Genomic DNA, 24,978 nt, shown 5'->3' with positions numbered 1-24,978 from the left:
CTAAACTGATACACATCAATAGAGAGCCAGTCTTCCTTTCCTCGTTCGATCTGAACAGAGCACGCGACCTAAAAATGTCGCATCTCTATCTTGCCCATCTGTCGCATCTGTATATTGCTGTGGAGAAGCTATCCCAAGTGCATCATGCCGTTGATTAGGCTATCTGATTATGCTGCTTCCTGCAAAAGGGAGGCGAACACTTCAGCGGGTGTCTTGAATCCAAGACACTTGCGCGGGGTTGCGTTAAGATCATGGGCGAGGGCAGTCAACTGCGCCTGGTTGACCTGCGTCAGGTCAGTGTTGCTGGGTAAGTAACGTCGGATGCGCTTGTTGATGTTCTCAATAGCACCTTTTTGCCAAGGCGAGTTTGGATCACAAAACCAGCTTCTGGCCCCCATACCATCCTCCAAAGCCCTATACCCCATGAACTCGGAACCACGATCAAAGGTAAAACTGCGGCGTGCGTGATAAGGCAGTGCAGCAAAGGTCTGAATGATTTTGTTCATGATCGGCTTTGAGTGCCGGGTGTTGTTTTTGATGATGACGCAATAACGACTTTTGCGTTCGACAAGCGTCATGACATTGGCTTCTCCAAGGTCTCGTTCAAAGATAATCAAGTCGCCTTCCCAATTCCCGAATTGCAGACGACTGCCAATAAAATCAGGGCGTTGATGAATGCGAAACGCTTCTGGGATGCGGGAACTGCGCGATCGTCTGGTGCCGCGTGGGCAGCGTTTTGTTCGCATCTCGGCCAGATGTTCATACAGTTTCAGCGCGTATTCTTCCTTTGAATAGATGAAGCGATAGATGGTTTCTGCACACAGACGTATCGCGCTCAGGCCATGGCTAATCAGTCGGCCGCAAATCTGTTCCGGCGACCAATGGGCTTCCAATTGTTCAATGACAAACTTGCGCAGTTCTGGGTAACGTCTGAGCTTGCGCAACCGCGTTCTGCGTTCCTTACTGATGTTGTCGGCAACAACGCTATGATAGCCATTATAGTCTGGTATCTCCGTGTCCCGAAAGCTGTTGCGCTTAATCTCGCGATAGATCGTCGAGCGATGACGACCCATCAGCCGCGCTATATCGCCGAGCGGGACTTTGAGCTGTTTAAGTTCGAAAAGACGGCGACGTTCACGCAAAGTGATCTGTGAATAGCAATTCGACATCCAATTTCCTCCATGGCTAACCACATGAATTCATTGGCATGTTGCAGTTTAAAATAGAATGTACCTGAGGGTCTCAGCGTAAATCAGATAATATGTATTATGGAACATACCTTCGTTGAGGGTGAATTAAGCGCGTCACGGCGCATTGCTAACTAAGTGAATGTAGCAGAGCGCCTCGAAGCTTTCGATGCTTGGAATATTGCGGCATGCATTGTCTGAAAACTCCAAAACCTCCGGCTCTTCTCATACGCGCAAACTTAACGCGACAACGCCGGTTTGGCCAAGGCATGAAGGGCGCTATTGAAGGCGCCCTTTCGTTGTTAAATAAGCCTATGTTCGACGTCTTTAGCCACGCCGCCCAGTGAAGACGTTCAGCCCTACCAATCGATCGATGGCCATGACGACTGCAGCAGAGCCTATTACCGACCATGTGGAAACTGCGGCGATCAATGGCTTGTAGTCGTAAAGCAGATACTCGTAAATTCTGATAGGCAGGGGCTGATAATCACGGGGCGTCAGGAAAATTGAAATAGAAAAGTCGTTCCACGAGGTAATAAACGCAAATAGGAAACCCGCAATAACTCCTGACTTGATAAGCGGCGCAGTGATCGTCAGGAAGGTTTTCCAAGGCGTGGCACCAACGCTCGAAGCGGCGTCTTCGAGCGCAGGATCAAGGTTCTCCGTTACCGCCGATATCGTGCGTACCGGATACGGCATAGTAATAATGACGTGACCGATCACGAGCGCGAACAGATTGGTCGTTCCGAAGAAAAATAAGATAACCGAATAGAGTGATAAGGCAAAAATGACGGACGGGACCAGCAATGGCCCCATGAACGACAGGCTGAGCAATTTTGCAATGCCAGGCCTCAGTTTCCGCATTCTCAAAGCTACGGGTATCGCAAAAATCGTGGAAATCGTAGCGGATACCGTAGCTACCACAAAGCTGATCGCGGCTGCGGAGACAAAATTGTTATCCGTTAAAGCCGCGACCATCCAATGAAGGGTTAGTGCCTTCGGAGGAAAGAACATTCCTTCCGCGTTCAGTGCGGTACCCACGACAACAAGAATAGGCCCGATAACTATAATGAGGGAGAGATAGGCCGCGAGCGTGAGTAAAAAGTGCCCGCGCACGATCGACCAAGGAGCCTAGGATCACTGGCCATTGCTACACGCTGACTAGGAGCTATTAACCGTTCGGCCTATTCAACGGGTTCAGGCAGCTCCACTTCCAAATTGCCAGTCCAGATCGCCTTTTAATTATCAAGGCTCATTGCACCAGCTCTTGTTGAAACAAGAGCCCGACATAGATGAAACCGAGCGCATTCGATATAATAGACTATCTTCAAATAGCCACATTTCGCATTGTTGCGGGCGATTTACTGACTTATGAGCCTACATGCAAAATAGCCCTGAAGGACGCTTAAGCTGCAACAATCGTTCCTTGAGCGACCGCCACCAGTATCTCATCGCAAACAATCTTGCATTGACACACAGATTGCCGCTTCCCTTTGCTTAATGTCCAGGCATTTGCAAGCAATATACCGCCCTTGGCAGGTCGAACAAAGTTGATCTTGAATTCAGAGGTAAGCGCGTCACCGCCTAGAGCGAGCCCGCCTGCAAATGTCAGCGCATTATCTGCCAGATAGCTGATCACGCCACCATGAACAAAGCCATGTTGCTGGGTATGATGCTCGCGGATAATCAGAGAGATATTTGCACTACCATCACCGACAGCAACCAGTTCCGCGCCCAGATACTGACTGAAGGGCTGACTTAGAAATATCCTTCTGGCCAATTCGCCCAGATTCATCGTTTGGTCCTCCTTTCCTGCTGAAAGCTCCCCCTCACTAAATATGATCGCTTGCGGCCTGTCCCAGAAACAACGCTTATTGCCGGATTTCAGGCGGTGGCCCATCAACGTCGGCTTGAATGAACCCCTTGTTTCAGGCATTTCCTCCTCGCGTTCAGGTCGGGACTGAAACCTGCCCGGACTGCTCGCTTAGATGAAATTGGACGCAAAAGCCCGGCTTAGGCTGGATTTGTGCGCCAGCTATGAAGTCGACTTCGGCCTGTTAACAGTGATCCAGTCAATGATTGAGCGCGTGAGTAGCGTATTTTCTTCGGACAGGCCGGGTCTGATATGTGCTACGAACTCAACTTTTGGCAGGGGCGGCAATGATTGATCGACGCCTACCGTTTGTAATTTTGCCGGAATGGAACTGGAATTCAGCGGCGTGACCGCCAGGCCAGCCGCGGCCATAGCCGTCAAACTGCCGAGGCTGGGGCTGACACTAACTATCGTCCATTTACAGTTTTTTGCAGCCAGGGCGACAAGAGCAGCGTCCCGATAGGGACACGGTTCAGGAAAAACTGCGAGCGGGACGGTTGCTCCAGCTTCGAGCGGAGTCTTTCCGATTACCCATCTAAGCGGCTCACTCCACAGATGGGTACCGGATGGGTCGCCCCGGCATCGACAACCGATAATCAGGTCCAGCTCGCCCTTATCCATAGTTTCCAGCAAAGTGCTCGTATTCGAAATCTGGATTTCCAAAGTTCGTTCTGAACGGAAATCCTGAAACCTCTTCAATACAGATGGCAGCCAGGTGCTCGTCAAATCATCGGATGCACCGATCCGCAAATGAACTGCGTTGGCGCTGCCTTTCATTAGTGTCCGTGCTTCCTCGCTCAGGCGCAGGATCGCCTTTGCGTAACCAAGCAGCGCCTGTCCTTGTGGGGTCAGTGCCACCGTGCGGGTATTGCGTTCGAGAAGAACGTTTCCTGCCTGTTCCTCCAGCCGCCGGATATGGGCGCTTACGGCGGATTGCGTCAAGTTGAGTTGCTGCCCTGCCTTTGTAAAACTCGATAGGCTGGCGACTGCCTCGAAGGTCCGCAACAGTACAATATCGAACACTGTTTCACCTCAGATCGTCATGAATAGCATGATGATAAATCGTTTCTCATGATGAATAAAGTTTGGTTCATTCTTTCTCGGCGGGAGATAGGAGGTCGGCAGCATGTTGCTGGAAACCTGGATACCGTTCGTCGTTGCCACACTGGTGTTTGCTTTCATGCCGGGTCCGGCCATTTTATATATGTCAGCGCAAACCCTGGCTTACGGGCAAAGAGCTGGCTTGATGGCAGCCCTCGGTATTCATCTGGGTTGCTACGTTCATATCGCGGCCGCTCTGCGGGGCTGGCTGCACTCCTGCACCATGCCCCCGTACTCTATTCATTCCTGCGGCTGGCGGGAGCCTTCTACATGTTGTGGCTGGGTGGAAGGATGATGTTTGCCTCCGTCGCACACGACGCAACCGAAATCCCCTCGCGGCACAGACGCGTTCTACGCGACAGCATTGTAGTCGAGATCCTCAACCCGAAGACTGCGTTGTTTTTTTTGACGTTCCTGCCCCAATTCGTCGATCCGCAAGGAGCGATGCCCAGTTGGCTTCAGTTTCTGCTGCTTGGTATCATCGTGAACGGCGCTTTTTCGCTCGGCGATCTTGCATCTGTGGCAATCGCCTCCTTCGCATCGCCACGCATTTCCTCCTCCGGTTTCGCTGACTGGATTCCGAGGGTTAGCGGTGGCGTCCTTGTCGGGCTAAGCGCCGCGATCATGATGCATTTCATTTGAACGGAACTCCAACTCCCGAGGGCGATTATCGAATGGAGAGAAGGATGAGTATTTTGAAACGATCCTTTGCCGGAGCCCTAACCATTTCAATCCTGTGCATGCCAGCTGTGGCATCGGACCATCAATGGGATGTCTATGAAAATGTGCACTTCGGTTATTCCATCTGCTACCCGGCAGATCTTCTGACTGCTCAGCCCGAGGCCGATAATGGCGACGGCCGCAAGTTCACCGGCAAGTCGGGCGCAGAGTTGACGGTCTGGGGCAACTACAATGCCCTCGAGCAGGACATGGATACCCTCATTAGCGGCCTTGCCGACGCTGGCGCCACCGTCATCTACCGCCGCGCTACATTGGACTGGGCCGTCGTCTCCGCTCGCTGGAAGGGCAATGTTTTCTACGCCAAGCTCCTGCTGGAACGAAATGCGGCGGACGGCGTCGACATAGTTCGTGTCTTTCGCCTCATCTATCCTGCCAACGAGGTAAAAACCTATAACGCGGTAGCTGCGCGGCTGGCCCAATGCTTCAAGCCGACCGGTCGAGGCATCGACGACGGATTGCAACCCCTGCCTTCTGATCGCCATGATGAAAGGACAATACGATGAACCGGCCGCTGCTCGGACTTTCACTGTTCTTCATCGGATCGCAGATGGCATGTCCCGCCGCGGCTGCCGACAGGCTGTTTGCACAAGCCACCGAGACTGACGAGGAGCTCAAACAGCTCTTCAACCAGACTGGTGACATCTGCCTGCATAGCATAAGCCATGATGTCCAGATCGTCGTCGCCTGCGCATCAATGAGGATTTATGGCGTAGCGCTGAATGAAAGGGACTGGTGCTACGGGCACCGCGATGAACCGAACGCACAGATGGATTGGCACCGCTGCGACGCAAGTTCCGAACGCTTTTCCCTAGACAAGCTGATTGATGTCGGGAGGTAAACTACAATGCTGAAACCGATCTTCGTTTTCCTCATCAGCCTTCTGCTGCTGGTGCCGGTCTGCCTCTTCGTCGGATATGGGATAGGCGAAATCATCGCGGCTTTTGTCTATCCTGTAACCGGGACGCCTGACAGGTTCAGAGAAGACCGCGAATTGTTCGCCGGCGTATACGGCATCATATTCATCGGCGGGGTTTTGTGTCTCGCTTCCGCTGCTTTTGCCGTGTTTCGCTTAGTCAGAGCCATCCGCAAACCACGGACATGATACTCCAAGTCTCTATAGCTGCTCGTTAATCTGCCGTCGTGAAGACTACCTGAACGGCTTGGAAAACTTATTATATGAAGACGGCAGACATTACCCCCCCCCCCCCGAAACCGCTTACAGGCAACGGCACCAACTTGTCCGAAGCGCACTGATTGACTGGGGTAAAACGCATGTCAGCGTTCCGGTGCTTGATTTGGCGCTATCCCACAACATTACAGATACTACAGCACAAGCATGAAGCTTTCGTCAGGTCAGTTCACCGGCTTGATTGCCAGTCAAGAATAGGCTATACGCGCCTTTATCGTCCATATGCCAGCCCTCTCAGAGGACACGAACTGACGGTAGCCCCCTAGCCAGATTCGGTTTCCGTCACCAACAACGGCGTATCTGTTGTATGATCACAGATTTTGATACAATTTATACGGAAGTATTGGAAGAAGCCCTGATTTTGAACAGTTGCTCATGAGTATACTAGGTGGGTTACTCTACTAGGCAGTGGTTGGTGGCGACTTCTTGCTGGGAAAGAGGAGTTCAGTATGTACAAACATATCCTTATCGCAACCGATGGTTCCAATCTTGCTGATCGCTGTGTTGAGCAAGGGCTGGCTCTGGCAAAAGCGTTAGATTGTGATGCGACAGTAGCAACAGTGACTGCACCTTACAGCAGCGGCGGTATCTTTGGTGGAATGTTTGATGATGAGGCCATCGTAGTTAAATATGATCAAAGCTGGAAGAAGCGTGCGGATAAAATTCTTCATAATGCCCAGGACAGAGCGCGGAAAATCGATCTTGAGGTCAACGTTCTGCACCTGGTCAATCCAATACCATCAGATGCCATTCTAAAAGCAGCGGACTCGATCGGATGCGATCTCATTGTTGTTGCAACCCACGGGTACTCAGGGGCGCAGCGCCTGCTTCTTGGAAGCCAGGCAAATGAGATTGTCACGTTGGGGAAAAAGTCCGTGCTCATTGTAAGATAGACCACAAAATAATAAACGTATAAAGCAAAGCGTAAAATGGCTTTTCAGTAGAAGATGCGTGTGAGCTCTACTGAATAGAGAATTTCTAAGCATTCAAGAGACGCAGGATATTTGCTAGAACCACACAGCCACTGTTCATGTCCCAGAAGTACCTGTTCATCACTCAGAGCCCCCATGGAACAGCACAACTCGCCGCCTTGCCACGATGGACATCTACACCGGCCTCAGACTTTCCTGCGCGTTCTGGGGCCGGGACTTGTTACAGGTGCTGCGGATGATGACCCGAGCGGGATCGTAACTTATAGCCAGGTGGGAGCGCAGTTTGGCTATTCGCTCGGATGGACCATGTTGTTCAGCTATCCTCTAATGGCTGCAATGCAAGGCGTGAGTGCGGGTATCGGCGTTGTAACAGGACAAGGAATTGCGCAAAACTTGCGCCGACATTATTCGCCGTGGTTACTGCGTGGGACGGTTGTATTGCTATTCCTCGCAAATTTTATCAATATCGGGGTGGATCTTGCAGCAATGGGGGCTGCAGTGCGGCTCTTTGCAGGCGGGCCCGAAATCCTCTACACTTTAGCTTTTGCAGTTCTATGCGTGACGCTTGAAGTTATGGTGAGCTATAGGCGCTACGCCTCAGTTCTCAAATGGCTAACTCTTTCGCTTTTAACATATGCTGCAGTGGTAATGACTGTGCATGTACCTTGGGATGTAGCCTTGCGAGGTGCACTCATACCCCGTCTTGTCTTCGACAAGGAGCATGCTATGGCTTTGGTCGCAGTATTTGGCACAACGATCAGCCCCTACCTGTTTTTTTGGCAGGCAGGAGAAGAAGTTGAAGAGTTGCATCGCCGGCATCTCCGGCGTTTAATCGCATCTCCCAAAAAAGCCCACACGGAACTGAATAGAATCAAGATCGATACTTTGATCGGAATGGCGATCTCCAATGTAATCGCATTGCTTATTATTATAGCAACTGCGTCCACACTCAATGCGAACGGCATTATCGACATCAAAACATCGGCCCAGGCTGCGGAGGCCCTGAGACCGATTGCTGGAGAGTTTGCATTCGTTGCCTTTGGCACCGGCATTATTGGCACCGGATTGCTCGCGGTTCCGGTATTGGCTGGCTCCGCGGCTTACGCCGTCGCGGAGATGTTTCGATGGCCTGAAGGCCTTGATCGGCGTCCTCGCGAGGCCAAGGCGTTCTATGGCACGATCGCTATTTCAACGATTGGTGGGGTCATTCTCAGTTTCAGCGCAATAGACCCGATACGCGTCTTATACTGGTCGGCATTTCTCAATGGTGTGCTGGCTACACCTCTGATGATAGTCCTGCTGGCAATGGCGAGCAACAGACGTATCATGGGGCGACTGACAGCGCCTATATGGATGGTTAGTCTGGGGTGGTTAGCAGTTTTAGTTATGTCATCGGCAACAATAGCCTTTTTTCTTTTGTGAGAATGGTATCAAGTTCTGTTTAGAGACTGCCGGTTCATTGAATACGCCCGAATTGCGGAGGCTGTCGGATGGGCGACCATTCAGTTTTCACTTGGTCACAGCTGTGGGAGGCTGCCATTGGTTAGTTATCTGACGCCAATAGAGTTGCGATACAGGATATATGACGCAACCATGAAGATTATCGCAGCGAATATACGGTTTAAGATGTTCTTGTATGCACTCAATCGCGTGGCGAGCATCATTCCGAGTACCCCTCCTATGATACCCCTCCGATGAACTCACCAGCAAGCCACCAGTCGACAAGACCGGAACTGGCATAATTCAGAGCCGTGGCCAGTCCGAAAGCCCCCACGGAGAGAAGGGACGTGCCGATTGCGTTGATCATCGGCATACCTGTTGCCAACATCAAACCGGGCACAATCAGGAAGCCGCCGCCGATACCGAAGAATCCGGATGCCATACCCGAAGCGAGAGCTACTGCTGCTGTTACGAGACACATTCTTAAGTCGATCGGGCGGCGTTCGACGTCCAATCTCTTTTTGGGCTTCAGCATGAACAGCCCGACGACGATCATGAGGATGCCGAACAGAAAGATGAGACGATCACCGTCTAGAGCTTTTCCAAGACTGGAACCGATAAGTGCCCCGATAGTGCCTAGTGCGGAGAAGACAACACCACAACGCCACCAGATGTGCCCCTTCAGGGCATGGCTCGTAAAATTCGCGAACGCGTTGACTGAAACAGCAAGTGCACCCGTACCGATGGCGACATGGGGCTGGCTCACACCGACGACATAGAGGAGCAACGGTGTAGCGAGGATGGAGCCGCCGCCGCCAAGCAACCCCAGCATAAAGCCAACAACACTTCCGGAACCCACCGCCGCAAGGATGGAATTACTCAGCACCATAGGATCCTAACTCTCTCACGCACTGTCAGCGCTCATTTTGCCTTCTCTACGCAGAAGATGTCGTAAAGGGAGGCGACCAGTTGCGCTGCCTTTTCTTCTGTGAGGCGATAAAAAATCTGTTTCCCCTCCCGTCGCGTCTCGACTATTCCGGAACTGCGCAACACCGTTAGATGCTGCGACAGGTGCGGTTGATGAACCCCGATCTTTTCTTCCATCCTACCAACGGAATACTCGCCTTCCACCAAGGTACAAACGATCATCAGACGCGCTGGATGGGACAGCGTCTTGAGCAGGTCTGCGACTTCGTTCGCGCGCAGAGATAATTCAACTGAAGATAGTCCAGCTTTCATCATCGTTATGCTGTTCACGGTCATTCCCATGCAGCCCCTTCCAGAGCATCCAGCGGAAATTTCAGGTAGCGCTTGCCGTTGGCTTCCGGCTCAGGCAGTCGCCCGCCGCGTATGTTTACCTGTAGCGCATGCAGGATGAGCTTTGGCATTGGCAGCGTATTGTCTCGCCTGGTTCGTAAGGTAACGAAGGCCTCTTCCGTCACGCCAGCAAGGTGCGGGTTGAGCTTTTTCTGGTCCGCCACAGTGCTTTCCCAGCGTGGCATACGGCCGCCGGGCTGATAATCATGCCCGGTGAATATCCGCGTCTCGTCAGGAAGTGCGAGGATGTCCTGGATCGACTTCCACAAAGCTCTCGCATCACCGCCGGGAAAATCGGCGCGTGCCGTACCGCTGTCGGGCATAAAAATTGTGTCGTGGACAAATGCCGCGTCGCCGACCACGTAAGTGATTGAAGCGAGCGTATGTCCCGGCGAGAACATAACTCTGGCATCGATGGAACCAACCTTAAACGCCTCACCATCGGCAAAGAGCCGATCCCATTGCGAGCCATCTGTAGCTAGTTCGGGCCAGTTGTAGATCTCCTTCCACAGCTTCTGGACTCTGATTACATGCTCGCCTATCGCCGTCTTTGCGCCCGTTTTCTCCCTGAGATACTGAGCTGCGGAAAAGTGGTCGGCGTGTGGATGAGTGTCGAGAATCCATTCGACCGTCAGGCCACTATTGCGGACGTAATCGAGAATTGCGTCTGCATTGATCGTCGCCGTGGCCCCCGACTTTTCATCAAAGTCGAGAACGGGATCTACAATGGCGCAAATACCGGTTGCCGGATCGGACACCACGTACTGAACACTGGAGGTTCGCTTATCGAAAAAGCCTTTTACCCGCGGTTGATGGTCAGCAAAGCGTTTAAGCCACGATACTGCGACACTGGTATCAAAGCCGAGCTGATGTCCGAATGGTACGACGTCTTCAACAGACATGCGTCCGTCCAATACCTCGCCGATCAGATAAAGGCTGAGCGAGCGCATACCCGTCTTGCAATGCGCAAGCACTGGGCCATCGGATTTTCTGACCGCCGCCTGAAACGCACGCACATCAGCTTCAGTGATCGTATTCATTGTGACCGGAATATACGCATAAGAGAGATCGGATTGGTGGGCTGCATCGCATTCAGCCTGGTTTCCAGGCTGGTCTGCGCTTTCATTATCGGGACGGTTGTTGATCAGCGTTTTGAAGCCGCTTCGATCGAGTACATTGAGTTTTTGCGCGTTTGGCTGCGAAGATACCGACAGCTTTTCAGATATTCTGGTGACGGGCATCGTTGCCTCCGACGTTAACATTATATAATCTACTATAATGTATAATGTTAAACTTTTCAAGCCTCCCTCGAACAGGCAGATCCTCAAAACCTGCGCATAAACTCTAACGAAAAAGGTAAAACCCCAATCACCGGAGAAGAATTCTATAACTTCAAATTTTCAGTCCACTGGCAAAGGGTCTCGATAGCGGTATGATGATATGAATCCAACGTCCGGAGGTAGCTCAATGAGCCGATTGCATACAGAAAACCACCTCGTATCTCGGATCGGATGGCTTCGCGCAGCGGTACTCGGCGCCAATGATGGCATTGTCTCAACGGCGAGCCTCATTATGGGCGTCGCATCTGCTTCAACGGGAACAACACAGATAATGGTCGCTGGCATCGCGGGCCTTGTCGCAGGCGCGATGTCCATGGCGGCGGGTGAGTATGTTTCCGTCAGCTCTCAATCCGATACCGAGTTGGCAGATCTTGCCAGAGAGCGCAGGGAACTCGAATCTCAGCCCGAAGCAGAGCTCGATGAATTGATGCAAGCCTATATTGATCGCGGCCTAACTTCGGAATTGGCGCGGGAGGTGGCAATACAGCTGACCTCACGCGATGCTCTGGAGGCACATGCCCGTGACGAACTGGGAATTGTCGAACACATGGAAGCACGGCCTGTGCAAGCAGCACTGACCTCAGCGGCCACGTTCTCGATTGGGGCCGCCCTACCCTTGCTGATGGCGTTCATCGCGCCTCCCTCGATCTTGCTTTATGCGGTTGCTATCTCTTCCTTGCTGTTTCTAGCTTTACTAGGCGCAATCGGCGCCAAGGCGGGAGGAGCTAATATGCTTAAGGCAACCGTTCGCGTCACTTTTTGGGGCGCATTGGCCATGGCAATCACGGCTGGTATTGGCGCCCTAGTCGGCACAGCGGTCTGACCGTCGATCTGAGTTTATAGGGAATACATATGTAAAGAAGAATTACTGTAGTCGGTCAGAGGCAGGGCTCTATAATTTGCTCATTCTATAGGTCGGGGAGACTATGAAGATGCGGTTCTCGGTTGAAGATCGATCAAAAACAATCCTGCTGATTTTTGCCTTGTGCGGACTTGTGATGGGGCTCGGCTTGCACTTTTCCGGCTACTTCTCGGGAGCACGGATAATCTGGGCCATTGCCACTTTGCCTGTGCTGGGATCTTTGCTCGTCGAGATTCTCCGGAGTTTATGGCGAAAGGAGTTTGGGCTGGATATCGTCGCGGCGATGTCGATGACGGCCGCGCTGGCATTTGGGGAAATGCTGGCGGCTTCGATTGTCGCTCTCATGTATACTGGGGGAGCCTTTCTTGAAAGCTTTGCCGAGGGACGAGCACGCCGTGAGATGCACGCTTTGCTGTCCCGCGCACCGCGAACAACAATGCGATATGTCGATGACCATCTCGAAGAGATTGCCGTCGAAACTATTCGTCCGGGTGACCGCCTTCTGATCCGTCAGGGAGACGTCATCCCCGTCGACGGAAGTATCACTTCCGTAAAAGCTTTCGTAAACATGTCTGCTTTGACGGGAGAGTCACTTCCGATTTCGCTTACATCCGGAGCCGATGCTTTGAGCGGATCAGTAAATGCTGGCGATGCCTTCGATATTGTTGCCAGACACGAAGCAAAAGATAGCACCTACGCTGGCATTGTTCGGCTCGTGGAAGAGGCCCAGCATTCGAAAGCCCCGATGTCTAGGCTAGCAGACCAATGGTCTATCGGCTTTCTGATAGTGACCGTCTTAATCGCCTTCGGCGCGTGGGTTTTCACGGGAGACCCGATTAGGTCGGTCGCCGTTCTCGTCGTGGCGACACCATGTCCTCTCATCTTGGCGGTGCCAGTCGCTCTTGTTGCGGGACTATCGCGCGCCGCTCATTTCGGCGTGCTGGTAAAGGGTGCTCGTCCATTAGAGAACATGGCCCGTATCAATACGCTGGTACTGGACAAGACTGGAACACTGACAGATGGCCGCCCACAAATTACTTCAATCAATGCGCAGCCAGGATTGAGCGAAAATGATCTACTGCGTTTCGCCGCCTCCCTTGACCAAGTGTCCAAACATCCGATGGCGCAGGCTCTTGTACTGGCCGCTCAGCGGCGCGGTATAGATCTTGTATTGCCGACCGATGTAAGCGAACTGGCCGGAGATGGCGTGGCGGGCTGGGTCGATCGCAAAAGCGTCGTTGTCGGTGGACATAGCTTCGTTGAGAGACAGGTCAATGCAAAACTGAGTGAAATCCCCCATAGAGAAGCTGGAGCGGCCCTGGTTGCAGTCGCAATAGACGCCAGGATTGCGGGCTATATCATCATGGCCGATCCCTTGCGCGGCGAAGTTGTCGATACGTTACGGGGATTGCGCAAGGACGGCGTAAAGCGAATAGTGCTGGCGACAGGTGATCGTACTGCAGTGGCCAAACGTATCGCCAAGGGTTTGGGGCTCGATGCCGTCTACTCGGAGCTTTCGCCCGATCAAAAGGTGCTGACCGTGCTCAGCGAGCGTAAGAACGGCCCCGTGATGATGGTCGGAGACGGCGTCAACGACGCGCCCGCACTTGCAGCGGCTGATGTTGGCGTTGCCATGGGTGCGAGGGGAGCGGCAGCCTCGGCAGAAGCTGCCGATGTCGTTTTCCTCGTAGATAGAATAGATAGACTTCGCGCCGGGATTGAAATTGCCAAGAGGTCAAGGCGCATTGCTGTCGAAAGTGTAGTGGTTGGGATTGGTCTTTCTGTAATCGCCATGATCGCAGCCGCGTTCGGTTATCTAAAACCTGTTCAGGGTGCATTACTCCAGGAGCTGATTGACGTCGCTGTCATCCTCAATGCGCTTCGGGCGTTGAGAATCTCCCCCAAGATCGGCTAAAGGGCGTCGTGGGACACCAGAATTTAAACTGGTGAATAAGTCACCTACAGCTTCGCACCGAATTGTCGTTCCTTCAGCACGCAATAAGAACAGAACATTGAAGCTTAACCGCCTTGCCAGTACCGCGCCGGTCTTCGAACCAAGCACCATTAGCGCTGTTGCCCATGCATCCGCTTCGGCACAGGTACGTGTCACGATGGTGACTGACGCCGGAGGCTCCATCACGGGAGCACCGCGAAGCGGGTCCATGGTGTGCGACAGGCGGTAATCGTTGACATTAATCCAATGCCGATAATCGCCCGACGTGGCGACCGACGCATCCTGAAGAGCCAAAACCGAGTGGGCTGCGCGACGATCATAGTCAGGAGCCTCAACTGCAATCGACCAAGGACGCCCATCTGGCCGCAACCCGAGCGCCCGCATCTCCCCATCGATTCCGACGAGGCTGGACGAAATCCCGAAAGACAGTAATGTCTCCGCCAGACGATCCACGCCATATCCCTTGGCAATTCCATTGAGATCAAGCGTGATGGGAGCCGACTTTCGCACCATTCCCAGCTCGACGTCCAGTTCCAGAACGTCATGGGCTGGTCGGCGCTCGCGCTCGAGCGCTGCTCGCATCTGCTCAGGGACCGCCTCTGACGCCCCGAAACCCCAGGCGCTTACGGCATCCCCCATGCCGATATCAAACGCGCCGCCCGATGCACGGCCAATGTCGAGCGCAAGGCGCAAAACGTCCAGCAGTTGCTGCGGCACCTTTATCCAGTGTCCCACCGGCGCGGCGTTCACCTGCATTAGATTACTTTCCGGCTTCCATGTTGACATCTGCATGTCCACCGCGTCCACTGCCGCCTGAAGTGCGGCCCGAACGGATTGTGGATCGAACCCCGCTGCTTGGTAAAACAACGCTGACCAACGTGTACCCATGGTAGGCCCGCTCAAAGCGTGACGTTGCATCTCAGTAGACGTCTTCGACATAACGTCCCTCCGCCCTGAGTTTGGCCAATGTCAGCCCCGTGGAACCCAGAATATCGGCGAGAACCAACGAGACTCCGTTGGCCATATCGCGTCCGCCACATACCATGATCCGCGCCCCCTCCTGAATCAGCCGAGTGACGTCATCGGCTTCTTCCCGAAGAGCATGCTGCACATAGCGCGGCATTTTCCCGCGTGAACAACAGGAGCTAATGTGCGCAACTTGCCCCTTCTGCTTCCATTCACGGAGTTCGTCGCCAAAGAAAAAATCGCTATTTGTCCGGCGCATTCCAAAGAACAAATGGATCGGGCGATGTCGCGTATTGGCACGGATAAAACCCGCCAAAGGTGCGATTCCGGTTCCCGCGCCGATCAAAATCAGGGGCATGTGTGTCCGATCGTCTGCATGGAAACCGGGATTGCGGCGCAGGAAAGCGCTGATCGTATCCCCGGGCTCCAGTTCCAGGAGCTGGCAAGAGCATAGCCCACCCGGATGTTTTCTCACGACGATCTCGACAAAGCCGTCGTTGCGTCCAGTAGCCAGCGAGTAGAATCGGGGCACGGTCGATCCCGAAGGAACGATGGCGATCAGATCGCCGGCCACAAAGCGCCCGAGTCCGTGGCCAAGCACTTGCCGCCAGAAGGAAAGCTTTGGCAAGGCAAAGCGCAAGATTGCTGCGGGTGCCTGTACTGCCGCGCCATAATCACGGCGCGACACAAGCGTGAGCGGGACGGCGGTGGGTTGAACGACCTGATGCGTGAGTTCAAGATTTATGGTCATCGCAGTACCGAGTGTCTTCCCCCATCGGGCAAAAGCCTGCGGCGACTGGCGGTCGACCGTCTCAAAGGGAATGAGCATTTTCCACCTGGCGGCCTGAGCTGTCTCCGTTACCGCCCGCGCGAAAGCGCAGTAGGCAGGAAAGCTACTGTCGCCGAACCCGAGCACAACCAGCGGAATTGTCGGATCCGCTACCTGAGGTGAGAGCCGTTCAAGGAACCCCTTGGCCGAAGCGGGCCCATCGCCATCGCCATAGGTAGCGGCCAAAATGATAATGCGCCGGGCCTGCCGATAACGGCCTGAATCAAAGGCTGACATTGGCGCAGCGTGAACCGTCTGGCCAGAATTGGACAGCGCCGCATGCAATGTTGCGGCAAAACCCCATGTGCTACCGCCTTCACTGCCGACGAGAATGATCGTCTCCGCCCGTCCCGCGGCAACATTTTCGCGAATGCGCGGCCTTCCACGACGCCCGTCGGACCAGAGAAAAGCGCCCGTACCCGCCATGACCGGAACGCCAAAAGCCATCAGGCCAAGGAGCAGCCCCAGAACGGAAGCCCCCCGTCCTGTATGCAGCATATAGATGGTTTCCGACAGACATTGCCATCCGGTCAGGCCGCTCCAGCCGAGAAGAGCGCCCGTGCCCTGATCGATATAGCCGGTGCCCCGGTCGGTCTTAAGGGTGAGAATGTCCATCGGGTTGGATGGATCGGCGAATGACAGGCTGCGCATTTCCGCAACCGGTATCTGCCGCAGCGGTTCCATCGTCGCCTGAAGCGCTCCAGTCTGGCCGCTTGCCTCAGTCTGCATGACCGGCGAAACCGCACTATCAGGCAATAGATCGAAGGTGGAGGCCGTCATCCACAAAGCCGTGGCCGAGGAAAGCAGCAGGCCTACGACGGCCAGTCGGGCGACCTCGACATGCAGACGCCCGGAGAGCGGGCCGCGCAGGCGCGAGAACCAGTGCTGCCAACCCCCGGCCCGACGTGCGACAAGCGCCACCCCGGACAGGCTCAGCACCAGCATGGCGGCAGCGCCCGCAGCCATGACCACGCGACCGCTATCATCAAGAAAGAGCGAACGATGCAGACCTGTCAGCCAGCGTTCGACTGGATTCGGATCGGCAGAAGCGATAGCCTGACCGGTGGCGGGATCGATGACCGCCGCCTGAGGCGCACCATTATCGAACCAATAGGCCGTCATCCGGCCAGACGGCGCCCGCCGGATTTGCTCCACCTGCGGATAGACCGCTTGAACACGCGCCGCCAGATCGGCGATCGTAAGTGTCACATCTGCCTGTGGAGACGAGATACTTTCGACAGCGGGAAAAATCGACAGTGCTGCACCGCTGATACTGAGCACAATCAGGAGCAACGCGGCGAGAAGTCCCGGCCAACGATGGATAACGCGGAACATAGCAATCACCGTTTATAGTGAATAATCGGCTGTTGCGATGTAACGGCGTCCTTTGACTGGAGCTTTCACACCGCCGGATGTCAGCGGTATAACCACCTCATTGGGACTGTCGCGCATGTCTTCCACCGCAGCGTCGACGTGCAATGTGTAGCCCGCATCAAAAAACGCATCGGCCAGATCAACTGTGATTTTAAGCGTCTTGCCCGTCCCGACGCTCGCGCCAGTGATACCATTTATTTCGCTCGTGTTGCCACCCGTTGCGCGATACCACCCAGACAGGTGTTCGTAATACTTGGATTTGCCACCAGCCATCCAAAGACTACCAGCATATTTGCCCTGAGCATCGGTGACGTAATAGGCAAGATAAGCGCCGTCCCCGCCATAGCTGTTCAGCGTCGTGGTCAGAGTTACGGGTCGCGCCATGGCGATACCCGGAAGCGTAAGTGCCGTGGTCATTGACAATACTGCGAGAAGTACTTTCATGTCAGACTACCTCTTTCAAAGAAACGGGCGCACGGACCTGAACCGGATCCGTGTTCATGCCAGCCACTCTCGCAAGATGAGCTGAACGCCGCCTGACACTGATGTAATTTCTGCTTCAGCGCTTTGTCAGGAAAGACATAACGAAAACGGTGGACCTGCCAGCAGGTCCACCGTTTTAAGAACCGACGATGCGGGCTGTTATCAATGCAGCGACATGCGCTTGAGCGTGCCGTCGCGCAAAACGAACTGGTGCCATATCGCCATCAGCGCATGAAGACCGGCCAGATAAAGAATGATGGTGCCGGCATTCTCGTGGAAGTCGGCGATCAATCCGGGGGAGCCTTGCACTGGGGCCGTAATGGCTGGAACGGAAAGGCCGAAGAATGATATGGGAACGCCAATCCGCGAGGCGGCATACCAGCCGCTGAGCGGCAAGGCGAGCAGAAACAGATAGAGGATTGCATGACCTGCCTTGGCCGCAAGCGCAAGCATCCCTTGCATCGGAGATGCTGACGGCGCAGCGCCAGAAAGACGCAAGAGAATGCGTGGGACAACAAGCACAAGCACGGCAAGCCCTAGAGAAAAATGCAACATAGGCGGATTTTCCGCCATACGGCGTCCACCCACCGACGTCAACCATGCTCCGAGGATCAACGCTGCGGTGAACCAGTGAATCACAACCATGCTTTTTGAATAACGATCAGGACTGCGAGGCATGACAAGTCTTTCCTTGACTGAAGGCGCTCTATTAGCGGAGCGCCGGGTGCTTATTTGGCAGGGAGTTTTCTCGAGCAAGCGGCTGGAAAGCATGCCGACGCAGCGCTTGACACCTATCCCTAGTTATCTCTTGATTTGCGACGGCGATCATCGTCGTGGTCGGATTCGCCGACCTTGTGTTTTATCTTGACTATAGCAAGCGTCGCCGGATCAACTTTGGCCCTGAAAGCAATTCCGGTTTTGTCGGAGCCGCGGACTTCATAACAGCCGTCGTCGATTTTGATCCGCGCTACGGTCCAGCCGCGAGAAGTAGCCATGGCCTGAACCGCGTCCCTGGATTGCCACTTGTCCATCGACACATGGCAGTCATCATCGGCTCGCGCCACGCCGCTTCCTGCTGTAATCAATAAAAGGGAGATTGCAGCAAGGTAATTTACCATCATATCATTGTTCCTGATCAATGCGCTTTGAAGAGAATAATGCCAGCCATTTCTGACGAACAGCTGAAGCTGGCAAGGATATGACGTCAGAGGAATGACAGGTTACAGCTTCAGTTAGAATATGTTCACATCTGACTGAATCGGGTCGACACGGGGCCGCTTCTTATTGAATAAAGGGTGCTGTTGTATGCGGGTTCTGTTGATCGAAGACGATACAATTCTGGGCAAGGCCGTTCGCGACCATATCGCCGTCAACCATTCCGTGGATTGGGTGACCCGGCTCGACGACGCAACAGAGCATGTCAACTCTGCAGTCTACGACCTAATGCTGTTGGACCTGATGCTTCCCGACGGGCTAGGTGTCAATTTTTTACGCAATCTTCGCGCCAAAGGCAGTGCCACGCCTGTCATTATCCTCACGGCACTGGACCAGATTTCCGACCGGATCGAAGGACTCGATGCCGGGGCAGACGATTACATGATCAAACCGTTCGATCTGGCGGAACTGTCGTCACGACTGAATGCCGTTGCGCGACGTTACAGCGGCAATCCCAACCCATTGATCAAAATAGGCGACCTCCAGATCGATCTGGCCGCCAAGATCGTGAGGCAGGACGGGCGCCCCGTTGAACTGACCGGTCGCGAATGGGCACTGCTAGAAAACTTCCTGCAGCGACCTGGTATTGCATTGACCAAGTCGCAACTCGAGGACCGGCTCTATGCCTTTGGCTCAGAAGTCGAGAGCAATACAATTGAGGTCCATGTCAGCCGTCTCCGCAAAAAGCTTGGACATGCGATCATCGAGACGGTTCGCGGCATCGGATACCGGCTTGGAAACGCAAAATGATGCAACCGAAGAGCCTGCAATGGAGACTTTCGCTCTGGCTCGGGCTCGGCGCGGCCCTGTTGTGGGTTGTTACAACGATTGTGACAGCACACCTTCTGCGCCAGGAACTGAATAAGGCCTTTGACAGCGCCCTCGAAGAAACGGCGCAACGCATTCTGCCGGTCGCGGCGCTCGAGATTCTGGGGCGCGATGCCGACGACACCGAGCAGAGGGTGGCGACCCTGCGCCAACACGACGAATATTTCACCTATGTGGTGCGTGACGCAGCCGGAACCGTGCAGATGCGTTCCCATAGTGCGGATGTGACCATTTTTCCGCCCTATTCAAGAATGGGTTTCAGCAGCACACCAACCCACAGGCTCTACTCTGACGCCGCAATGCAGGGTAGTCTCACAATTACTGTCGCTGAACCCCTCTCCCACCGGCGCGATACGGCTAAACACATATTATACACGCTTGCTGTACCTCTCTCCCTGGCCGTCCTCCTCGGCTTGATCGGTGTCTGGTTCATCGTACGTCTTTCCATGGCACCGGTTCGCAGTTTTCGCAATCAGATTGAGGCGCGTGGCAGTGGAGATCTTGATCCAGTCGCCGTAAATGGGCTTCCCTCCGAAATTGACACTGTTGCCATAGCGGTAAATCGGTTGTTGGACCGTTTGAAACTGACCCTGGAAGCCGAACGCAGTCTTGCAGCCAAATCAGCCCACGAATTGCGCACCCCGGTGGCAGCGGCGCTCGCACAGTCGCAAAGACTGATCGTCGAGGCGCCCGATGCTACCACGCGCGAACGTGCGCAGGACATGGAAACGGCGCTGCGCCGCCTCGCCCGCTTGACAGAAAAACTAATGCAGTTGGCAAGAGCCGAGGGCGGACGGCTCCTTGCCGAAAAGCCAGTAAATATTGCTGCAATCCTTCGATTAGTTGTAGGCGAGTTCAACGGATCTACCGATGCTGTCGGTCGCATTGAGTTGACTCTCCCTGATTGCCCAGTGCTTAAGAGCATTGATGCGGATGCGTTTGCCATACTAGCGCGGAACCTGATCGAAAACGCACTCAAACACGGTGCACAGGACATGCCTGTTCTCGTAAGTCTTAAAAGCGACGGGGAACTGCGTGTTGTTAATGGCGGCCCAGTCGTGCCGCCCGAAACGCTTGCTCGGCTGAGTGAGCCGTTCGAGCGCGGTCAGGCTCTTGTGCGCGGTGCAGGACTTGGTCTTGCCATTGCCAAAACAATTGCTACTGGAGCAGGCGGTCGGTTGGAGTTTTCCTCCCCGGCATCTGGCAAGAAAGACGGCTTCGAAGCGAGGTTTTCTTCCATTGCATGAATGCCGAACCGGTGCACCACTGACCATTGAGAAGCGCCTCGCTGCTTTGATTGCCAGTCAAGAAAGCGAAACGCAAGCGGTTCTCGATCTGTTAGGAGCAAAGTCGTTTGCTTTTCTGATCAGGTGTCTTCATTCCAACCTTACCAAAAAAATTGGGCACCAGGTTACTTTTTTGTCTCCTCCGCCAGCATTGAACTATTCGCTCGATAGTTACTGGAGAATAACAACCCGTACTTCCGAAACGAAGACTTTCTTCAATATCGCCGACGAATGAAAAGCCCCGCGAGCACAGATATCGTCACCGTGACTGTCAACAAGATGAAAGCCAAAGCCGCCCCGAGTGGCCAGTTCGACTGGTTCAGAATTTCGGTAACGATCATAGGCGACATCATCCGGAATGATGAGCCGCCCAGAAGAACTGGGGTCGCATAAGCATTCATCGTAAGGATAAAGGACAGAACCGAGGCTGCGAGAAGACCCGGCATAATTTGAGGCATGCGGACAAGCATAAACGTTTGCAGCGGCGTTGCTCCGAGGCTTGCAGATGCATAATCGATATTTTCGTCCAGCCCTTCGAATACACTCTGCAGCGTTAAAACGACATAAGGAACATTGACGGCAGTAATGCCTATGAACACCGCAAGCGGTGTTTGCATGATGGTCAGAGGTTGCGCTATTAATCCAATCTTCAACAGCAAGTAATTCAGCACGCCTGTTTGTCCGAAAGCCACCATCCAGCCTGCAGCGCGCACGGCATTCGATATAAACAACGGGAGGATCACGGCCATAAGCAACAAGGTCTTCAAGTTCCCTCTCTGGCGCGACATCCAGTTTGCAAGTGGCAAGCTAAGCAGAATACAGACAACCGTCACCAGGCTCGCCATAATCAACGTCGTAGCCATACCCTTGAGGTAATAGGCGTCCGAAAAGAATGTGATGAAGTTCGCAAATGTGAAGCCGTTCACCATGAATTCGCCGGGAACGAAATCATTGAAGCTGTATCGCAACAAATATAGAAGGGGCATAGCCATAAACACTACGACCAGCAAAGTCGATGGCATAAGAAGTGCTGCTGCGGATAATGAACTTTTTTTCATGGCGCTACCGGAATAGTTCGAGCTGGTCCTGTCCGACAACATCGGACAGGATTGTGTGCGATGGTTCAGGCTCGGAATTCTTTATTCCACCAATTCTGAAGATCGGCATCAGCTTTGGCGACATATTCCAGATCAGGCAGGAGAAACTGATCCCGCTGTTTTTCAGAATAGTCGACAGCTGCCGCCAGCTCAGCAGGTAGCGTTACTTCAGAGTTGGTCGGCGCATATCCCATCTGCTCAGCAAAGGCTGCCTGCGGCTGATCTTCCAACATCGCATTCATATACTGGTAGGCAGCTTCCTTGTTTCGCGCGTTTTTAGGAACGACCATATCCGACAGATAAAGAGAAATACCTTCCTTCGGAATAGCTATCTCGATATCGATCCCGGCCTTCTTCCACATGTAACCACGCGCATTCCACATGATGCACATAACGATTTCACCAGATTTCAGCGCCTGTGCGAGGGCCTCATTGGTAGGATAGATTTTCACACCCTGCTTCTTCAGCTCCATGAGCTTTGCTTTTCCAGGTTCGTAGTTCGACGCGCCGCCACCCGCAATCATCGCTGCGGACTCAATTGTTGTCTGGTATTGCAGATCGATTACGCCGATACGTCCCGCATACTTGGGATCCCACAGGTCAGCATACGACGTTGGAGCAGGACTTACCTGTTTAGGGTTATAAAGGATTACGCGACCAGTGTAGATATGAGGGACGGCATAGGGAGCGCGAATGAACGATTGAACTTTGCTCAGATTGGGAATCTTGGTTTCGTCTAATTCTTCAATCAGTCCGTTTGTATACATTTCGTAGCTGCCTTGTCGGGTAAGGCAGGATATGTCCATCGACCCACGTGGCAACCGCCGCTCGGCAAGCATTTTTGATCGGCGTACTGTATCTGCGGCGGGATCATAAATAACTTGAGTACCGCTTTCCTTCAGAACAGCATCCGTAATGTGTATCTGTTGTAGATTTTGATAATCACCGCCCCATGTTCCGACTACAATCCGCCCTGCGGCGGAGGCAAGGGATGGCATCATTCCTGATGCTAGAAGGCCGCCAGACAGAATGCCAAAAGTTCTTCTAGTCATTTTAATCATTGCAATTTCCCCTTTTATCATGAGTAAGAAATGATCGAGATCTATCGTCTCGCTTATGGTGAAAGGCTAAAGTGGCACGACGTCCTCCGGCGCGACGCTAATAGTGATGGCGCTTTCAGGGATAAGATCGATACCAGCCTCGTTTACTTCACGAGGTGAAGCGATGGCCGTCAGGTGTTGTCCGTCATCAAGTTCGATGTCGATTTCAATCATCCCTCCAAGAAAGACGTGTTTTTTAATACGAGCTGTCTGAGTGTTCTTGAGAGAAGGAGCCGATGAACGGCTCAACCGGAACGCCTCAGGACGAATAAGTACTTCCTTTGCCGTCGTAGATGGAGCCGCCGTAAGCAGTCGAATCCCACCGTTTGTGGTGAAAGTTCCATCATCTGATGAGGTTCCGGTTAGGAAATTGGCTCGCCCAATAAAGTCAGCTACGAAACGGCTGGCGGGCTTTTGATATAATCGCTCGGCTGATCCGATTTGCTCAATAAGACCTGCCCGCATCAGAACAAGTCTATCACCGACTGACATCGCCTCCTCTTGGTCGTGGGTCACCATGATTGTGGTGATACCGAGCGATTTTTGCAGGTTGCGCAGTTCGTCGCGAACCTGAAGGCGCAGTCGGGCATCAAGATTGGACAAAGGTTCATCGAAAAGGAGGATGTCCGGACGGATAGCGATGGCCCGAGCTATGGCCACACGCTGCTGTTGGCCGCCTGAAAGTTGCTTGGGCAACCGATCCATTAAGTGTGAAAGGTCGACCAGCTCTAGTGCGTGCGTTACACGGCTTTTCAGTTCGGGTTCCCGCACTTTTCGGCGACGTAAACCGAAAGCCACATTCTCAAATATAGTGAGATGGGGGAAAAGCGCATAATTTTGGAAGACTAGTCCGATGTTACGACGATGTGGTGGCTCCTGGCTAATCTCTCTATTTCCGAGGCGTATGGAACCTGCGTCCGGTTCAATAAATCCGGCCAGCATGCGCAAGGTCGTTGTTTTTCCACAACCCGACGGGCCAAGAAATATAAGAAATTCGCCTTCCTGGACATCAAGTGTCATGTCTGACACTGCAGTGAATGCCCCATAGGTTTTGGTCAGGCCCTTAATTTGAACATCAGCCATTAAACCATCCTCGAAATATTTACAAAGCGGTTTGAAATCACCAGCATCAGTGCCACAAAGAGTACTTGCAGGACGGAAACAGCCGCAATGGTTGGGTCAATCTTCCACTCAAGATATTGCATCACGGCCACGGGAAGCGTGACCTGTCCCGGTCCCGATAAGAAAATCGACACTTCCAGATTTCCGAAACTAACGACGAACGAAAATACAGCGGCCGCAAAGATGCCTGGCTTGATAAGGGGTAACGTTACCAAACGAATGACCGTTGCTGGCTTTGCACCCAGTGATGCCGCCGCTTCTTCCACAGACAGATTGGCACCTTCAAGTGAAGCAAGAAGTAGTCGAAGACACCACGGGATTGTGAGAAGAACATGACCCGCTACAAAGACACCTGTCGAGCCGACGAGTGGCATTCCGGATGCAATCTCAATTTCCACAACGGCGATATAGAGCGCTGCGCCAATCACAATTGCTGGGACTGTTAAGGGCGACATAAGAAGCTGAATCAAGGCGCTTCGCCCTCGAAAATCACGTCTTACAATTACAATTGCTGCTGGTACCGAAACCAAAAGGCCAGCCAACATGGCGAAAGTTGCAACTGCGATAGAAAGCAGAAAGCCACTCAGAAACTGGGGTTGTCGAAAGGCCTCAGAAAACCAGTGCAGTGAATATCCCTCCACCGGTAACGACAGTATCTCGTTCGAGATGATCGATAGCCAAAAAACAAGCACCAGGGGCAGAAGCATCAGTACAAGACTGAATGCAATCATTGTCGCCGCTC

Annotated in this window: 24 protein-coding genes and 2 pseudogenes; 10 read left to right on the top strand and 16 right to left on the bottom strand. The window is 53.4% G+C overall.

What is annotated here, in order from left to right:
* Nucleotides 1-167 precede the first annotated feature (167 nt).
* From ACS5UA_RS19815 to ACS5UA_RS19800, 4 genes are all read right to left on the bottom strand, one after another.
* Nucleotides 168-1,169 (bottom strand): IS30 family transposase, encoded by a 1,002-nt coding sequence (locus tag ACS5UA_RS19815; protein ID WP_443101720.1) that lies wholly within the window; start codon nt 1,167-1,169, stop codon nt 168-170.
* A gap of 345 nt (nt 1,170-1,514) precedes the next feature.
* The gene (locus ACS5UA_RS19810; RefSeq protein WP_443101719.1) at nt 1,515-2,228 is read right to left on the bottom strand and encodes an ABC transporter permease; all 714 of its coding nucleotides are present in this window, start codon (nt 2,226-2,228) and stop codon (nt 1,515-1,517) included.
* A 364-nt stretch (nt 2,229-2,592) separates the two neighbouring features.
* Nucleotides 2,593-3,123: a PaaI family thioesterase gene (locus ACS5UA_RS19805; RefSeq protein ID WP_443101718.1), complete on the bottom strand. Its 531-nt coding sequence runs from the start codon at nt 3,121-3,123 to the stop codon at nt 2,593-2,595.
* 99 nt (nt 3,124-3,222) lie between these two features.
* The gene (locus ACS5UA_RS19800) at nt 3,223-4,083 is read right to left on the bottom strand and encodes a LysR substrate-binding domain-containing protein (protein WP_061348165.1); all 861 of its coding nucleotides are present in this window, start codon (nt 4,081-4,083) and stop codon (nt 3,223-3,225) included.
* A gap of 48 nt (nt 4,084-4,131) precedes the next feature.
* Here ACS5UA_RS19800 and ACS5UA_RS19795 point away from each other — a divergent pair, with 48 nt between their 5' ends.
* The 6 genes from ACS5UA_RS19795 (at nt 4,132) to ACS5UA_RS19770 (ending at nt 8,445) form a co-directional block, all read left to right on the top strand.
* The gene (locus ACS5UA_RS19795) at nt 4,132-4,803 is read left to right on the top strand and encodes a LysE family translocator (protein WP_443101717.1); all 672 of its coding nucleotides are present in this window, start codon (nt 4,132-4,134) and stop codon (nt 4,801-4,803) included.
* A gap of 44 nt (nt 4,804-4,847) precedes the next feature.
* Nucleotides 4,848-5,405 carry a hypothetical protein gene (locus ACS5UA_RS19790; protein ID WP_443101716.1) on the top strand — a complete coding sequence of 186 codons (558 nt, stop codon included), beginning with the start codon at nt 4,848-4,850 and terminating at the stop codon, nt 5,403-5,405.
* Nucleotides 5,402-5,740 carry a hypothetical protein gene (locus tag ACS5UA_RS19785; RefSeq protein WP_061348162.1) on the top strand — a complete coding sequence of 113 codons (339 nt, stop codon included), beginning with the start codon at nt 5,402-5,404 and terminating at the stop codon, nt 5,738-5,740. The genes ACS5UA_RS19790 and ACS5UA_RS19785 overlap by 4 nt, the downstream gene beginning before the upstream one ends.
* A 6-nt stretch (nt 5,741-5,746) precedes the next feature.
* A complete protein-coding gene (locus ACS5UA_RS19780) occupies nt 5,747-6,004 on the top strand; it encodes a hypothetical protein (RefSeq protein ID WP_443101715.1) in 258 nt (85 codons plus the stop codon).
* Nucleotides 6,005-6,540: 536 nt separating this feature from the next.
* Nucleotides 6,541-6,984 carry a universal stress protein gene (locus ACS5UA_RS19775; RefSeq protein ID WP_443101714.1) on the top strand — a complete coding sequence of 148 codons (444 nt, stop codon included), beginning with the start codon at nt 6,541-6,543 and terminating at the stop codon, nt 6,982-6,984.
* A 174-nt stretch (nt 6,985-7,158) separates the two neighbouring features.
* Nucleotides 7,159-8,445 (top strand): NRAMP family divalent metal transporter, encoded by a 1,287-nt coding sequence (locus ACS5UA_RS19770; RefSeq protein WP_443101713.1) that lies wholly within the window; start codon nt 7,159-7,161, stop codon nt 8,443-8,445.
* A gap of 125 nt (nt 8,446-8,570) precedes the next feature.
* Here ACS5UA_RS19770 and ACS5UA_RS19765 read toward each other — a convergent pair.
* The 3 genes and pseudogenes from ACS5UA_RS19765 to blh all read right to left on the bottom strand — a co-directional run bounded on the left by ACS5UA_RS19765 (nt 8,571) and on the right by blh (nt 11,021).
* Nucleotides 8,571-9,352 (bottom strand): annotated as a pseudogene (locus ACS5UA_RS19765) (sulfite exporter TauE/SafE family protein).
* Between the two features lie 32 nt (nt 9,353-9,384).
* Nucleotides 9,385-9,732 (bottom strand): sulfite-sensing transcriptional repressor BigR, encoded by a 348-nt coding sequence (gene bigR, locus ACS5UA_RS19760; protein ID WP_443101712.1) that lies wholly within the window; start codon nt 9,730-9,732, stop codon nt 9,385-9,387.
* Nucleotides 9,723-11,021 carry a bifunctional sulfur transferase/dioxygenase Blh gene (blh, locus tag ACS5UA_RS19755; RefSeq protein WP_443101711.1) on the bottom strand — a complete coding sequence of 433 codons (1,299 nt, stop codon included), beginning with the start codon at nt 11,019-11,021 and terminating at the stop codon, nt 9,723-9,725. The genes bigR and blh overlap by 10 nt, the downstream gene beginning before the upstream one ends.
* A 226-nt stretch (nt 11,022-11,247) precedes the next feature.
* On the opposite strand from blh, the gene ACS5UA_RS19750 reads away from it, so the two are divergent.
* On the top strand, nt 11,248-11,943 hold the full coding sequence (locus ACS5UA_RS19750) for a VIT1/CCC1 transporter family protein (protein WP_011983041.1): 696 nt from the start codon (nt 11,248-11,250) through the stop codon (nt 11,941-11,943).
* A 109-nt stretch (nt 11,944-12,052) separates the two neighbouring features.
* Nucleotides 12,053-13,897 (top strand): heavy metal translocating P-type ATPase, encoded by a 1,845-nt coding sequence (locus ACS5UA_RS19745; protein WP_443101710.1) that lies wholly within the window; start codon nt 12,053-12,055, stop codon nt 13,895-13,897.
* Here the strand turns inward: ACS5UA_RS19745 and ACS5UA_RS19740 are convergent.
* The 5 genes and pseudogenes from ACS5UA_RS19740 to ACS5UA_RS19720 all read right to left on the bottom strand — a co-directional run.
* Nucleotides 13,883-14,875: pseudogene (locus ACS5UA_RS19740) on the bottom strand (FAD:protein FMN transferase); the annotation flags it as partial. The gene ACS5UA_RS19745 and the pseudogene ACS5UA_RS19740 overlap by 15 nt on opposite strands.
* Nucleotides 14,856-17,066, bottom strand: a complete 2,211-nt coding sequence (locus ACS5UA_RS19735) for a PepSY domain-containing protein (protein WP_443101709.1) — start codon at nt 17,064-17,066, stop codon at nt 14,856-14,858. The pseudogene ACS5UA_RS19740 and the gene ACS5UA_RS19735, both read right to left, overlap by 20 nt.
* Nucleotides 17,067-17,078: 12 nt before the next feature.
* Entirely contained in the window at nt 17,079-17,549 is a 471-nt protein-coding gene (locus ACS5UA_RS19730) for a DUF2271 domain-containing protein (protein ID WP_151610513.1), read from the bottom strand.
* A gap of 201 nt (nt 17,550-17,750) precedes the next feature.
* Nucleotides 17,751-18,266, bottom strand: coding sequence for a cytochrome b (locus tag ACS5UA_RS19725; RefSeq protein ID WP_151610512.1), 516 nt, complete (start codon nt 18,264-18,266; stop codon nt 17,751-17,753).
* 119 nt (nt 18,267-18,385) lie between these two features.
* Nucleotides 18,386-18,709: a PepSY domain-containing protein gene (locus ACS5UA_RS19720; protein ID WP_439710577.1), complete on the bottom strand. Its 324-nt coding sequence runs from the start codon at nt 18,707-18,709 to the stop codon at nt 18,386-18,388.
* Between the two features lie 184 nt (nt 18,710-18,893).
* Between ACS5UA_RS19720 and ACS5UA_RS19715 the strand changes: the two genes are divergently transcribed.
* Nucleotides 18,894-19,553, top strand: coding sequence for a response regulator (locus tag ACS5UA_RS19715; RefSeq protein ID WP_443101708.1), 660 nt, complete (start codon nt 18,894-18,896; stop codon nt 19,551-19,553).
* Entirely contained in the window at nt 19,550-20,878 is a 1,329-nt protein-coding gene (locus ACS5UA_RS19710; RefSeq protein ID WP_151610511.1) for a sensor histidine kinase, read from the top strand. The genes ACS5UA_RS19715 and ACS5UA_RS19710 overlap by 4 nt, the downstream gene beginning before the upstream one ends.
* Before the next feature lie 254 nt (nt 20,879-21,132).
* Here ACS5UA_RS19710 and ACS5UA_RS19705 read toward each other — a convergent pair whose 3' ends face one another.
* From ACS5UA_RS19705 to ACS5UA_RS19690, 4 genes are all read right to left on the bottom strand, one after another.
* A complete protein-coding gene (locus tag ACS5UA_RS19705) occupies nt 21,133-21,975 on the bottom strand; it encodes an ABC transporter permease (protein WP_279722130.1) in 843 nt (280 codons plus the stop codon).
* Nucleotides 21,976-22,040: 65 nt separating this feature from the next.
* Nucleotides 22,041-23,075 (bottom strand): ABC transporter substrate-binding protein, encoded by a 1,035-nt coding sequence (locus ACS5UA_RS19700; protein ID WP_443101707.1) that lies wholly within the window; start codon nt 23,073-23,075, stop codon nt 22,041-22,043.
* 66 nt (nt 23,076-23,141) lie between these two features.
* Nucleotides 23,142-24,197 carry an ABC transporter ATP-binding protein gene (locus tag ACS5UA_RS19695; protein ID WP_443101706.1) on the bottom strand — a complete coding sequence of 352 codons (1,056 nt, stop codon included), beginning with the start codon at nt 24,195-24,197 and terminating at the stop codon, nt 23,142-23,144.
* Complete coding sequence (locus ACS5UA_RS19690; RefSeq protein WP_125302431.1) at nt 24,197-24,967, bottom strand: ABC transporter permease; 771 nt, start codon at nt 24,965-24,967, stop codon at nt 24,197-24,199. The genes ACS5UA_RS19695 and ACS5UA_RS19690 overlap by 1 nt, the downstream gene beginning before the upstream one ends.
* Between the last annotated feature and the right edge of the window lie 11 nt (nt 24,968-24,978).

The sequence above is a fragment of the Brucella sp. RRSP16 genome, from assembly GCF_052246815.1.
GTDB classification, from domain to species: Bacteria; Pseudomonadota; Alphaproteobacteria; order Rhizobiales; family Rhizobiaceae; genus Brucella; species Brucella intermedia.
The sequence above is the reverse complement of the archived record's forward strand: the minus strand, read 5'-3'. Positions and strand labels throughout refer to the sequence as shown.